This is a genomic window from Nitratireductor thuwali, assembly GCF_036621415.1.
Lineage (GTDB): Bacteria > Pseudomonadota > Alphaproteobacteria > Rhizobiales > Rhizobiaceae > Chelativorans > Chelativorans thuwali.
Genome location: NZ_CP030941.1, coordinates 466,461 through 477,742 on the forward strand (window position 1 = coordinate 466,461; position 11,282 = coordinate 477,742).

At 64.0% G+C, this 11,282-nt stretch carries 14 protein-coding genes; 6 read left to right on the top strand and 8 right to left on the bottom strand.

Going from position 1 to position 11,282, the window contains the following annotated elements; genetic code table 11:
- Nucleotides 1–4 precede the first annotated feature (4 nt).
- Nucleotides 5–793, bottom strand: coding sequence for a PhnD/SsuA/transferrin family substrate-binding protein (locus NTH_RS02225; protein ID WP_338528473.1), 789 nt, complete (start codon nucleotides 791–793; stop codon nucleotides 5–7).
- A gap of 66 nt (nucleotides 794–859) precedes the next feature.
- Entirely contained in the window at nucleotides 860–1,867 is a 1,008-nt protein-coding gene (locus tag NTH_RS02230) for a fatty acid desaturase (protein ID WP_338528474.1), read from the bottom strand.
- Nucleotides 1,868–2,071: 204 nt separating this feature from the next.
- On the opposite strand from NTH_RS02230, the gene NTH_RS02235 reads away from it, so the two are divergent.
- Both NTH_RS02235 and bmt read left to right on the top strand, forming a co-directional pair.
- Complete coding sequence (locus tag NTH_RS02235; RefSeq protein ID WP_338531780.1) at nucleotides 2,072–2,911, top strand: helix-turn-helix transcriptional regulator; 840 nt, start codon at nucleotides 2,072–2,074, stop codon at nucleotides 2,909–2,911.
- 168 nt (nucleotides 2,912–3,079) lie between these two features.
- Entirely contained in the window at nucleotides 3,080–4,099 is a 1,020-nt protein-coding gene (gene bmt / locus NTH_RS02240) for a betaine--homocysteine S-methyltransferase (RefSeq protein ID WP_338528475.1), read from the top strand.
- Between the two features lie 34 nt (nucleotides 4,100–4,133).
- Here the strand turns inward: bmt and NTH_RS02245 are convergent, their stop codons facing one another.
- The 5 genes from NTH_RS02245 to NTH_RS02265 all read right to left on the bottom strand — a co-directional run bounded on the left by NTH_RS02245 (nucleotide 4,134) and on the right by NTH_RS02265 (nucleotide 7,923).
- Entirely contained in the window at nucleotides 4,134–4,766 is a 633-nt protein-coding gene (locus tag NTH_RS02245) for a LysE family translocator (RefSeq protein WP_338528476.1), read from the bottom strand.
- Between the two features lie 116 nt (nucleotides 4,767–4,882).
- A complete protein-coding gene (locus tag NTH_RS02250; protein WP_338528477.1) occupies nucleotides 4,883–6,481 on the bottom strand; it encodes a trimethylamine methyltransferase family protein in 1,599 nt (532 codons plus the stop codon).
- A 130-nt stretch (nucleotides 6,482–6,611) separates the two neighbouring features.
- Nucleotides 6,612–7,025 (bottom strand): hypothetical protein, encoded by a 414-nt coding sequence (locus NTH_RS02255; protein WP_338528478.1) that lies wholly within the window; start codon nucleotides 7,023–7,025, stop codon nucleotides 6,612–6,614.
- Between the two features lie 23 nt (nucleotides 7,026–7,048).
- Nucleotides 7,049–7,444: a hypothetical protein gene (locus NTH_RS02260; RefSeq protein WP_338528479.1), complete on the bottom strand. Its 396-nt coding sequence runs from the start codon at nucleotides 7,442–7,444 to the stop codon at nucleotides 7,049–7,051.
- An 8-nt stretch (nucleotides 7,445–7,452) separates the two neighbouring features.
- On the bottom strand, nucleotides 7,453–7,923 hold the full coding sequence (locus tag NTH_RS02265; protein ID WP_338528480.1) for a hypothetical protein: 471 nt from the start codon (nucleotides 7,921–7,923) through the stop codon (nucleotides 7,453–7,455).
- Between the two features lie 282 nt (nucleotides 7,924–8,205).
- Between NTH_RS02265 and NTH_RS02270 the strand changes: the two genes are divergently transcribed.
- The gene (locus tag NTH_RS02270) at nucleotides 8,206–8,904 is read left to right on the top strand and encodes a corrinoid protein (protein ID WP_338528481.1); all 699 of its coding nucleotides are present in this window, start codon (nucleotides 8,206–8,208) and stop codon (nucleotides 8,902–8,904) included.
- A gap of 166 nt (nucleotides 8,905–9,070) precedes the next feature.
- On the opposite strand, the gene NTH_RS02275 is transcribed toward NTH_RS02270, so the two are convergent.
- On the bottom strand, nucleotides 9,071–9,229 hold the full coding sequence (locus tag NTH_RS02275; protein WP_338528482.1) for an entericidin: 159 nt from the start codon (nucleotides 9,227–9,229) through the stop codon (nucleotides 9,071–9,073).
- Between the two features lie 88 nt (nucleotides 9,230–9,317).
- On the opposite strand from NTH_RS02275, the gene NTH_RS02280 reads away from it, so the two are divergent.
- The 3 genes from NTH_RS02280 (at nucleotide 9,318) to NTH_RS02290 (ending at nucleotide 11,261) form a co-directional block, all read left to right on the top strand.
- Complete coding sequence (locus NTH_RS02280) at nucleotides 9,318–9,914, top strand: DUF1638 domain-containing protein (protein ID WP_338531781.1); 597 nt, start codon at nucleotides 9,318–9,320, stop codon at nucleotides 9,912–9,914.
- Between the two features lie 28 nt (nucleotides 9,915–9,942).
- A complete protein-coding gene (locus NTH_RS02285; RefSeq protein WP_338528483.1) occupies nucleotides 9,943–10,524 on the top strand; it encodes a DUF4893 domain-containing protein in 582 nt (193 codons plus the stop codon).
- 119 nt (nucleotides 10,525–10,643) lie between these two features.
- A complete protein-coding gene (locus tag NTH_RS02290; protein ID WP_338528484.1) occupies nucleotides 10,644–11,261 on the top strand; it encodes an exopolysaccharide biosynthesis protein in 618 nt (205 codons plus the stop codon).
- Nucleotides 11,262–11,282: the final 21 nt, after the last annotated feature.

Consider the following 11,282-nt stretch of genomic DNA (forward strand, 5'->3'; position numbering starts at 1 on the left):
CAGATCAATCCGCCAGCGCCAGCACGCGCCGCAGGACGCGTATATCGTTGGGCGCGGTATATCTCGAGGTGATGTAGGGCAGACCCTTGCGCCGGGCCGTCCAGCCGACGGCGACAAGCTCTGCCGCATAGGGCTCGAAACGCTGAATGAGGGCCCAGCTCCGGCAATCGACGGCGCACAGATCCGCCCTGCCCTCCGCCACCGCCCGCGCCGAAGCCCGATGCGAACCCGTCGCGACGGTCTCGGCGAACAGGTCGGCATCGCTGCCGATGTCCTGCAAGAGCGCGAAATAGCCCGACATCGAAACCGGCTCGTTGTAGGCCAACCGCAGGCCTTGCATCCGGTCCAGCGGCAATACGGCACCCCCATCCGGGGGAGCGGCGACGCTGGTGCCCTCGCCCCGCCGCATCAGGACGGCGCTGGAATAGCAGGCGCCGGCGCCGCCCTCGCAGGACGAATAGTCGGGTTGGCCCACCAGTTGCACATGCTCATGCAGGCCCGCATTCATCGGGCCCCAGCAGGTCTGCGCCAAAAGCAGATGCGGGTGATGCCACAATGCCTGCAGGTCCAGTCCGTCGGGCGGCAGGTCCGCCGGATCGGCGGCGATGACGGTCCCGGCCTCGTCGCGGATGCCGCCCGGCACCGGCGGCAGAGCGGCATTGTTGCGGGCAAGCCGCTCCGGAGCCTCGACACCGCAAGACCGCAGCGCCTTGGCGAGCTGGCTCCACAGCGCATCCGTGTCGGCCCGGATTTCGGGCCAGTCATACATCGGCAGCGCGGCGACCTGGCTCATGGCCGAATGTGTACGCAAACGGGCGCAAGGTTCAAGCTTTTAGAAAGCCCCTTTTCACGGACTGTCTTAATCGTCCGTAGGCTTGGCAGGGACCGGCATCACGCCGCTCCGTGCCTTGGCGCCCGCCACCCGTGGACGGAAGGCGCGCGGCTGGTGCGGCTCGCGGCGCAGGACCGGATGAGGCACCGGCTCCTTGCCCTTGAAGGCAAAATCCCTGAAGAGCGCCAGGTAGTTCGGATAGGCGTAGCCGCCGTTCAGCCGAAGCCATTCCTCGCGCTTCTGCCGGTAGTGCTCGGGCAGCCGGTACCAGGGGACGGTCGGCATCTTATGGTGAACGAGGTGCAGGTTGTTGTTCAGGAACAGGAAGGACAGCGGCGAGCGCTCGACGATGATCGTCCGCCCGTCCGGCCGCTCGGACCATTGATGCTCGGCAAAGGTCCTGATCGAGATCAGCGATTGGCCGAGCCATGCGGGCACCAGCACATAGAGCCACAGGGGCATTGAGAAGGCATAGCCAACGACCGGCAGCACGACGGCAAGCCCCGCACCATGCAGGAGCCAAGCACCGCGCACCGCGCGATCGCCCTGGCGGATCAGGCGCAATTCGGAGGCGATGAAGCCGAAATTCATGATTGCCGGACCGAGGATGAAGCGCCCGAGCATAGTGTTGTTGATGTCGAGCAGCCGGCGCGCCCATGCCGGCATGGCCTGATATTCCCACAGGGCCCGGTAATAGCTTTCCGGATCTTCGAACGGGTCGGTCAGCCTTTCGTCCGCATGATGGCGCAGATGGAGCGCCTTGAAGCGGCGGTAGGGATAGACGAGGCCGATGGGCAGGAAGACGAGCGCCTCGTTCACCCGGGCATTCCGCGTGGGATGGCCGTGCAGACACTCGTGCATCAGCGAGGACTGCAGCGCGACGGTGAGTGTCAGGATCACCAGCGCCGCGACGGGCCAATCGGGCCACAGGAAAACGCCCGCGCCGCCCCAGGCGGCGTAGCACGCCAGAATCAAGGCAAATGTCGGCCATTCAATCGCCGGACGACCGTCCCGGCTCTTGCTCTCGAGTCTCATTCATTTCCCTGGTTGGCGCCACCCTGCATCGAATCGCCGGGCGCAGCCTTCACTTGACTGACAGGAAGATGTCAGCAGCCGCGCGGCGCTTCAACGAGAGAATGCGCATAATCCGTTGCGGATGCGCAGCAAACAGCGCATGTGTTTACTAAAGTGACGAAGAATTCTTAAAAAGCATCATTCGAGGAAAAGCTCATGGACCGCATGATCGACAAGCGCGACCTTTCCGGCACGTTTCGCGAGCGCATGAAACTCTTGATGCAGCGCACCGGGCTCAACCAGTCGGCCTTTGCCGGCGCCGTCGGCATCGACCGGTCGGCCCTGTCGCAGCTTCTCTCGGGAGGCTCGACCCGCCTGCCCCGCGCCGAGACGCTGCTGAATATCGCCGCCGAGCATCAGGTCTCGCTCGATTGGCTGCTTGGCCTCAGCCAGGATGAAGGCATCACCGGGGAACTGCGGCAGAGCCTGGAGATCGCCGAGGCGGAAGCAGGCTTCGGCAGCACCATGCTGGCCAAGTGGCATGCCGAGGCGGCGGGCACCAAGATCCGCTACGTGCCCTCCGGCATCCCCGACCTGCTGCGCACCGAGGCGGTGATCGATTTCGAGGCCGACGCAGCCCATATCAGCCGCGACGCCCAGCGCGAGGAAGCCCGATACCGCGTGGACTACAACCGCCGCCCCGAGACCGACATGGAGGTCTGCATGCCGCGCCAGACGCTGGAGCTGTTCGCCCTCGGCAAAGGCCGGTGGGACGGGCTGCCGGCGGCGGTGCGCGCGGCGCAGCTTGCCCATATGGCCGAGCTAGTCGAGGACCTCTACCCCACCTTCCGGCTGTTTCTTTTCGACTGGCGGCAGCGCTTTTCCGCGCCCTACACGGTTTTCGGTCCCTATCGGGCGGCGGTCTACATGGGCGGCATGTATCTGGTGCTGAACGCCCGGCAGACCGTGACGACGCTGGCCCGCCATTTCGACGGCCTCATCCGTGCCGCCGAAATCAATGCGCACGAGAGCGCCGGCTTCATCCGAGGGCTGAGGGTGGAATAGCGGGCTAGAATGTGAGCTTTCAGGAAAAGTGGAAGCCGGTTTCCCGTCCGCAATCGCGAGATCCAATAGTTGGATCAGGGGAGCGCCACGCACATTGACGCCATATAAAGATTTCTTTATATGTTTATCTTGATCTCGGATCGACAATTCCAGAGAAGGCAGCATTTCATGCAGAACCCAATCGATGCGCTGATTGCGGAAAAGGGCGTGCTTCTCGCCGACGGCGCGACCGGCACCAACCTCTTCGCCATGGGGCTGCAGTCCGGCGAGGCGCCGGAGCTTTGGAACGAGGAAGCACCGGAAAAGATCGAGGCACTGCATCAGGGCTTCATCGACGCGGGCGCCGATATCATCCTGACCAATTCCTTTGGCGGAACCCGCCACAGGCTCAAGCTGCACGACGCCCAGGACCGCGTCTTCGAGCTCAACAAGAAGGCTGCCGAGATCGCCTGCCGCGTGGCCGCCAAGGCCGGCCGCCGCGTCGTCGTCGCCGGTTCCGTCGGCCCCACCGGCGAACTGCTGGTGCCGTTGGGCGCGCTCACCTACGAGGCCGCCGTCGAGGCCTTCGTGGAACAGATCGAGGGCCTCAAGGCCGGCGGCGCGCAAGTCGCGTGGATCGAGACCATGTCGGCGCCCGACGAAATCAAGGCCGCGGCCGAAGCCGCCATCAAGGTGGGCCTGCCCTATACCTATACCGGCTCGTTCGACACCGCCGGCCGCACCATGATGGGGCTTGCCCCCAAGAACATCCACGATGTCGGCGAAACGATGCCGCAGAAGCCGGTCGCCGTGGGCGCCAATTGCGGCGTCGGCGCGCCCGACATCCTTGCCGCCCTGCTGGACATGTCCGAAGCCCGCCCCGAGGCCACCATCGTCGTCAAGGGCAATTGTGGCATCCCGGAGTTTCGCGGCACCGAGATTCATTATTCGGGGACGCCCGAGCTCATGAGCGAGTATGTGCGGCTTGCCGTCGACGGCGGCGCAAGGATCATCGGCGGCTGCTGCGGCACCTCGTTCGAGCACCTGGCCGCCATGCGCAGGGCGCTCGATGAGCACCGGAAGAACGGCAGGCCCGACATCGCCGCCATCGAAGCCCGCGTCGGCCCGATGCGCAACAAGGGCGCGGCCCAGAGCGGCGCCGACAGCGCGCCCGGCGGCCGCCGCGAAAGGCGCCGTGCACGGGGCTAGATCGTGTTGCCATTTCCCAGAATGGCTGGATGACCTAGGTCGAGATCGGATTGCGGCTGTCGGCGAGGATGCGTCCGCCGATCCCGACGAAACAGACGCCGGCCACCCGCTCGATCCAGTGCCGCGCATGGCCGAAGGAGCGGATCACCGGCGCCGAAGACATGCACAGGCTGACAAAGGAATACCACACAAGCGCGCTTGCCATGACCAGCCCGACCATGAGCGCCATCAGCACGCCGGGCGTGTCGGCCGTCACGGCGGTGGCGAAAACGCTGGCGAACAGGACGATCGCCTTGGGATTGGTCAGCGTGACGGCGAAGCCGAAGAGAAACGCGTTGGCACTCGACTTGTGATCGTCGACGGGGACGCCGATCTGCTCCGGCCGGGCAAGGATCAGGCGAATGCCGAGATAAATCAGGTATAGCCCGCCCGCGATGCGGATCGCCCAGGCAAGCCACTGGTACTGGACCAGGATCGCGGAGAGCCCGAGCAGGCTGAGCGCAGCATAAAGGCCGAGCCCCAGCGACACGCCGGCCGTCGTCAACAGCCCTGCAACCGTTCCCCGGCTCATCGAAGACCGGACCACGGCCACGAAATCGGGACCGGGCAGGATCAGGGCCGGTATGAAAACGGCGAAGACACTGATCAACAGGACGGTCGGTTCCATGCGCACGCTCCTCCGGCAGGCCGTTGTCGGTGGAAGTAGACCACTGTGCGAGCCGCCTTGCAACGGCAAGGCGCGCAAGAACAAGTGCGCGCCCCGGACGCGGTAAGGTCGCACCATCAGGTGAAAGCGTCGGGCATTGCCTCCTTGCGCTTTGCCACGAAGTCCTTCAGCGCCTCGTCGATGCCTTCGTCGAGCGGCGGCGGCTGATAGGCCTCCAGCCAGCTTCGCGCCAGTTGATTGGCACGCTGGTTCGCCGTCTTTTCACCTTCCGCCGACCATTGTTCATAGGAATTGTTGTCGGCAATCGATGAACGGTAGAAGGCCGTCTGGAAGTTCGCCTGCGTATGCGCGCAGCCGAGATAATGGCTGCCCGGGCCCACTTCGCGGATGGCGTCCATCGCCTGGCCGTTCTCCGAAAGATCCAGCGGCTCGCACAGGCGCTGCTGCATGCCGAGCTGGTCGATGTCCATCATGAATTTCTCGTAGGACGACACCAGCCCGCCCTCCAGCCAGCCGGCCGCATGCAGCACGAAATTCGTTCCCGCCAGCACCGTCGAATTGAGCGTGTTGGCGCTTTCATAGGCCGCCTGCGCATCGGCAACCTTGGAAGCCGTCAGCGAGCCGCCCGTACGGAACGGCAGGCCGAGCCGCCGCGCGAGCTGTGCCGCCCCGTAGGAGACGAGCGAAGGTTCCGGCGTTCCGAAGGTGGGCGCGCCCGACTGCATGGAAATGGACGAAGCGAAGGTGCCGAAGAGCACCGGCGCACCGGGCCGCACAAGCTGGGTGAAGGCGGCGCCCGCCAGCACTTCGGCCAGCACCTGCGTGAGCGTGCCGGCCACCGTCACCGGGCTCATGGCCCCTGCCAGGATGAAAGGCGTGATGATGCAGGCCTGGTTGGCCCTCGCATACACCTTGGCCGCGCCCAGCATCGTCTCGTCGAAGACCATGGGCGAGTTGGCGTTGATGAGATTGATGACGACGGTGTTGTTGTCGACGAATTCCTCGCCGAAGAGGATCCTCGCCATCGCCACCGTGTCCTCGGCACGGTCCGGCGCCGTCACCGACCCCATGAAGGGTTTGTCGGACAGGCGCATATGGGCATAAACCATGTCCAGATGGCGCTTGTTGACGGGCACGTCCACTGGCTCGCAAACGGTGCCGCCCGAATGGTGGATCGACGGCGCCATATAGGCCAGCTTCACGAAATTGCGGAAGTCCTCGATCGTGGCATAGCGGCGGGTGCCATCCAGGTCGCGCACGAAAGGCGGGCCGTATACGGGCGCGAAAACCGTGGCATTGCCGCCGATCTCGACCGAACGCTCCGGGTTGCGGGCGTGCTGCGTGAAGACGGGGGGCGCAGTCTTCAGAAGCTCTCGGCACAGGCCCTTGGGGAAATGCACCCGCTCGCCCTGAACGTCGGCGCCTGCAGCCTTCCAGAGCGCCAACGCCTCGGCGTCGTCGCGGAACTCAATGCCGATCTCCTCGAGCACCGTATCGGCGTTGGCCTCGATAAGCGCCAGGCCTTCCTCGTCCAGGATCCCGTAGGGCGACAGGCTGCGGCGGATATAGGCGAGCTGGGTTCCCGGCCCGCCGCCCGTGCGCGCCGCGCGCCGCGCGGCGGCGCCGCCGCGCTCCCCTCGCCCGCCCCTGCCGCGGCGCCCTTCGGCTGCGACGTCGGGGGTGGCTGAAAACTCGTCCGGCGAATTCTGGTTCATGACGCTGGCCTTCAATGTCCGCTGCCCGCGCAGTCGGCACGGGGATTCTCCATGACATCGTATTCAGCCAGGCAGCGGTGAACGGTCAGCGAGCGTCGAAGCGTGTCGCAGAAAGAGCGATGGCGGCGGGCTATTTCCGATCGCCCGTCGTCCAACCGCTGCCGCTGGCCCAACTGGCATCGTTTGAAACGGCCTGGCTTGTGCGCGGGTCGAGGCCGCGCTTGAGCAGTTGCACCTCCAGTTGAAGCCGCTCCAGCTCGAGCTGATACAGCCTGTCGCAATTCAGCCGCCTGGGCTTCTCGCCGAGGGGCATCACGATGCGGCCATAGGCGGACAAGGGGCGGGAATCACCGTTGAGCCCGCCGCCGATCACGCCCGTATCCAGATAGGCGCCCGCGCCTCCCATGGCCGAGCGGCAGGTCGTTCCGTCGGCGGCCCTCACCTCGTCGAAGCCATGTGGCGACGATATCCCCGGCAGTGTCATGCCGGCATGGTTCTGGTTGACGATGTATTGATCCTGAGCAATGGCGGCCGAATGCATCATGCCTGACGATGCCAACACGGCGGCTATTGCAAGCGTCGTCCTAGAAATCGACCACATATCTGTGCCTTGATCCTGGTTGCCTGATTGGGAAACGGAACGCTTTCGGTACAAATGCGCACGCGCCGCGATCCGGCCCCCTCGAAGGGCAGGACCACCAGAACGGGCCGGGAACTGTCGCTGCCCAGCATCATCGTCGACGGTGTCACGCGAGCCCTCACCGGACGGAAGTTTTCGTCATAGACCTTCACCTCCACCAGAATGCGCTGGCGATAGGGATTGTACGGGCGAACCCGGATGGCGAATTCGTCGGTGAAGCTGGAGACCTCGCCGCGCATCGGCGTCATCGATTGGGCGGCCGCCGCGACCGGCAGACCGAGCGCGAACACGGCAACCGCCGCGAACCATACGGAGGGGCTCATGGCTGGTCCTACTCGCAGGTCACGGTCACTTCGGCGGTATAGGAACCGGCCGGGAATATGCCGGCCGGCTTGGTGGCGGCCAAGTCGACCTCGACATTGGTGATGCCGAGGCCGAGCGGCGATGTCACCGAACCGACGACATCGAGCAACGAAGTGACGCCGCTGGCGCTGTAGGAGGAGGAGAAGGTGACATTGGCATCGCCGTCGGCAGGCGCGGAGGTGAAAGACGCCGGCGCGCTGGTCGAAAGCGAATAGCCAAGCCCCGTCGTGACGACGGTAGCCGTTCCCGACAATCCTCCGCCGTTCTGCGAGCTGAGTTCCGTGAAGTCCGCGCTTGCCACGAGCGTGCCAGGTGTGCCGATGGTGATGAGACAGGTGGCAAGGATGGTGCCATTGAAGATCACGGTGCCATTGACGGCGTTGGCGGCCGGAATACCGATCGTGCTGAATGCAACGGCGAAAGGGAGAAGCTTTTTCATAGGCAACAATCCAGGCTACGCCCCGGTAGGTGCCCCCGCTCGCAGTGTACCCAAGGTTGTTGCATGGAACATGTTAACTTGACCTTAAATTGCAAATGCCATTTCCAATATCGGACGCCGTTTGCTCCCGGCGCTTCGTCGCAACGCCCCCGTCAGCCGCGCTTCCCGCCGGCTCCAGTCGCTTTCCTTTTGCATCTCGTCGCAATTCGGCTATGGAAGCCGGCCACGAGCGGCTTATGTAGAGTTGCCATCAGCGCCCCGCATCACCGGCAGGAGACGGACATGTCCGACGACGAAATCATCCTTTCGGACCTTTCTGACGAAGAACTCGTGCAGCAGATGCACGACGACCTTTATGACGGTCTGAAAGAAGAGATCGAGGAAGGCACGCGGATTCTTCTGGAGCGCGGCTGGACACCCTACGACCTGCTCACCAAGGCCCTGGTGGAAGGCATGCGCATCGTCGGCGAGGATTTCCGCGACGGCATCCTGTTCGTGCCGGAGGTGCTGTTGTCTGCCAACGCCATGAAAGCGGGAATGACCATCCTGCGCCCTCTTCTGGTGGAAACCGGCGCGCCCAAGCAGGGCAAGATGGTCATCGGCACCGTCAAGGGCGATATCCACGACATCGGCAAGAACCTCGTCGGCATGATGATGGAGGGCGCCGGTTTCGACGTGATCGACCTCGGCATCAACAACCCGGTGGAGAACTACCTCGCGGCCATCGAGGAGCACCAGCCCGACATCGTCGGCATGTCGGCGCTTTTGACCACGACCATGCCCTATATGAAGGTCGTGATAGACACGCTTAAGGAAAGGGGCATCCGCGACGACCTTATCGTGCTGGTGGGCGGCGCGCCCCTCAACGAGGAATTCGGCAAGGCGGTCGGCGCGGACGCCTATTGCCGCGATGCGGCCGTCGCCGTCGAAACGGCGAAGGCCTTCATGAAGCGGAAGCACAATGTCGGCGCTTCAGCGTAGCGCTTTGGATATCTGAGTCATATCTGCGCAGGCGAACCAGACCGACCGTAAAAGCGTTATGGCGGCGCTTAGTGCAGTTCCAGAAAGGTGGTCTGTTTTCCCTCTGGAACCGCATGGGACCAAACAGGTGGATCGGATCGGCGCTTCTGTGAAACGGCGAGCTGATCTAGTCGACGGCTTCAGCGACGTTCTCACCGGCGCCCTGCGTCGCGTCGACGACATTGGCCGTATCCTGCCCCACGCCGCGAATGGTGTTGGCGCAGCCGGCGGCCAGCCCGAGGACGGCAATGACCAAGATGATGCGCGAAAAAACCGAACGTGTCATGATTGTCCCTCCTGGAACGGCCTGAGAGTTTGAATTGGCACAGCTACAACGCGGCAATGCGGAAAAGGTTCTGGTGATCGCCTGCGGGATGATCGCCCGCGAGGTGCTGGCCGTGCGCCAGCGCCTGGGCTTTGACCATATCGAGCTGACCTGTCTGCCCGCGCAATATCACTACCGCCCGGACAGGATCGCGCCGGAGATCGACAAGGCCGTCGAGAAAGCCAGGTCCGAAGGCTATCGGCATATCTTCATCGGCTATGCCGACTGCGGAACCGGCGGCGCCCTTGACCGCGTGTGCGAAAAACATGGCGTGGAGCGTATAGCCGGACCGCACTGCTTCGCCTTTTATCAGGGGCTCGAGGCTTTCGAGAAGGTGATGGAGGATGATATGATGTCCTTCTACATGACGGACTTCCTGTGCCGCCATTTCGACGCGTTCTTCATGCGCCCCCTGGCCCTCGACCGCCACCCGGAACTCATCCAGGACTTCTTCGGCAACTATGAGAAAGTGATCTATCTGGCCCAGACGGAAGATCCGGTGCTCGAGAAGGTGGCGCGCGCGGCCGCCCGCCTGCTCGGGCTTGAATATGAGCGGCGCTTCACCGGCTATGGCGACCTTTCGCAGGCCATGGCGCAGGCAGCCGGCGCGTCCGTTCAGGACCATAAAAAGGCTTCAATCGGCTGATTGGTTCACGCTTGGCTTGGAGATGTCCATGTTGATGCGGTTGTGCTCGCTTTCCCTTTTCCTGTTCGCTTCATCCCTTCCCGCGCTCGCCACCGGCGAATTGCCCGATCTTCTGACCGAGGCCGACAAGAGCCGGCTCGCCCGCTACGAAGAAAGCCGGCAGGAAGCAATCGACGAGGCCGTGGCCGGCGGCGCTGAAGAAGATGTGGCTGTCTTTCGCCAGATCGTCGAGCACCGGCCGCGCTCCTTCGACGGATTCGACATGACCGGCGCCTGGCAATGCCGCACGATAAAGGCCGGCGGGCTGGCAAGCCTCGTCATCTATGACTGGTTTTCCTGCCGCGTGAGCGACGACGGCAGCGGCTGGCGCCTGGAAAAGCTATCCGGCTCGCAAAGAACGGTCGGGCGGTTCTTCACCGAAAGCGACACCCGCCTCGTCTATCTCGGCGCCTATTTCGTTGCCGGGGACACCCCACCTGAATATGGCGCGGGGCCCGACACCGATCAGGTCGGTTATGCCTATCGCAGCGGCGATCAGCATTGGCGAATCGAGTTCCCGGCACCGGCGCGCGAATCCAAGCTGGACATCCTGGAATTCAGACGTCCGTGACGGCCGTGGAACCCTCGGCATGGCTGTCATGAAGGCTTAACCGCTCGAGGGCATGATGCATTCAACACAACGAGCATGAAGAAAGACATCCGGTGAAAGCGGAGGGAACGGGTTCGGGCATGGCCATGCGCGCGCCGACGGCTGACGCGCCGCGCAGGCTGTCGCGCGTATTCGAGGAGCTTGCCGGCAACGCCCACGGCTCGGTGACGGTGGAACAGCTCCGTCAGGCGCTGGGTGACCGCAGCTTCGCAACGCTTCTCGTCTTTTTCTCTTGCCTTAACATGCTGCCCCTGCCGCCGGGCAGCACGCTGGTCCTCGGCATTCCCCTGATTCTGCTGTCGATCCAGATGGTCCTGGGCAGCCGAACGGTCTGGCTGCCCCGGTTCGTCTTGAGAAAATCGCTGACCGCCGACAGTTTCCGCCACATGAGCGGCCGGCTGGTGCCGCGAATCAAATGGGTGGAGAAGCTCATCCGCCCCCGCTATTGGCCTTTCGCCCGTGACCACGCCGACCGCATCATCGGCCTGATCGCGCTGATACTGTCGATAGCGGTCACCCTGCCGATCCCGCTCGGCAACTGGTTTCCCGCCTTTTCCTGCGCCCTTGTAGGCCTTGCTCTTTCCGAGCGCGACGGTGTGCTTCTGGGCGTCGCCGTCGTTAGCGGCACCCTTTCGCTGCTTGTCATCGCGGTCGTTATCGGGGCCGCGAGCATGGTGGCGGGCACGGTCCTCGGCTGAACCCGCCGGTTGACGGCATCT

Bases quoted from the DNA above. Each gene is read 5' to 3' on its own strand.
- NTH_RS02280 (WP_338531781.1), top strand. From the start codon at position 9,318: ATGATCGCCCGCGAGGTGCTGGCCGTGCGCCAGCGCCTGGGCTTTGAC.
- NTH_RS02255 (WP_338528478.1), bottom strand. From the start codon at position 7,025: ATGATGCATTCGGCCGCCATTGCTCAGGATCAATACATCGTCAACCAG.
- NTH_RS02230 (WP_338528474.1), bottom strand. From the start codon at position 1,867: ATGAGACTCGAGAGCAAGAGCCGGGACGGTCGTCCGGCGATTGAATGG.
- NTH_RS02245 (WP_338528476.1), bottom strand. From the start codon at position 4,766: ATGGAACCGACCGTCCTGTTGATCAGTGTCTTCGCCGTTTTCATACCG.
- NTH_RS02235 (WP_338531780.1), top strand. From the start codon at position 2,072: ATGATCGACAAGCGCGACCTTTCCGGCACGTTTCGCGAGCGCATGAAA.
- NTH_RS02225 (WP_338528473.1), bottom strand. From the start codon at position 793: ATGAGCCAGGTCGCCGCGCTGCCGATGTATGACTGGCCCGAAATCCGG.
- bmt (WP_338528475.1), top strand. From the start codon at position 3,080: ATGCAGAACCCAATCGATGCGCTGATTGCGGAAAAGGGCGTGCTTCTC.
- NTH_RS02260 (WP_338528479.1), bottom strand. From the start codon at position 7,444: ATGAGCCCCTCCGTATGGTTCGCGGCGGTTGCCGTGTTCGCGCTCGGT.
- NTH_RS02275 (WP_338528482.1), bottom strand. From the start codon at position 9,229: ATGACACGTTCGGTTTTTTCGCGCATCATCTTGGTCATTGCCGTCCTC.
- NTH_RS02270 (WP_338528481.1), top strand. From the start codon at position 8,206: ATGTCCGACGACGAAATCATCCTTTCGGACCTTTCTGACGAAGAACTC.
- NTH_RS02290 (WP_338528484.1), top strand. From the start codon at position 10,644: ATGGCCATGCGCGCGCCGACGGCTGACGCGCCGCGCAGGCTGTCGCGC.
- NTH_RS02250 (WP_338528477.1), bottom strand. From the start codon at position 6,481: ATGAACCAGAATTCGCCGGACGAGTTTTCAGCCACCCCCGACGTCGCA.
- NTH_RS02265 (WP_338528480.1), bottom strand. From the start codon at position 7,923: ATGAAAAAGCTTCTCCCTTTCGCCGTTGCATTCAGCACGATCGGTATT.
- NTH_RS02285 (WP_338528483.1), top strand. From the start codon at position 9,943: ATGTTGATGCGGTTGTGCTCGCTTTCCCTTTTCCTGTTCGCTTCATCC.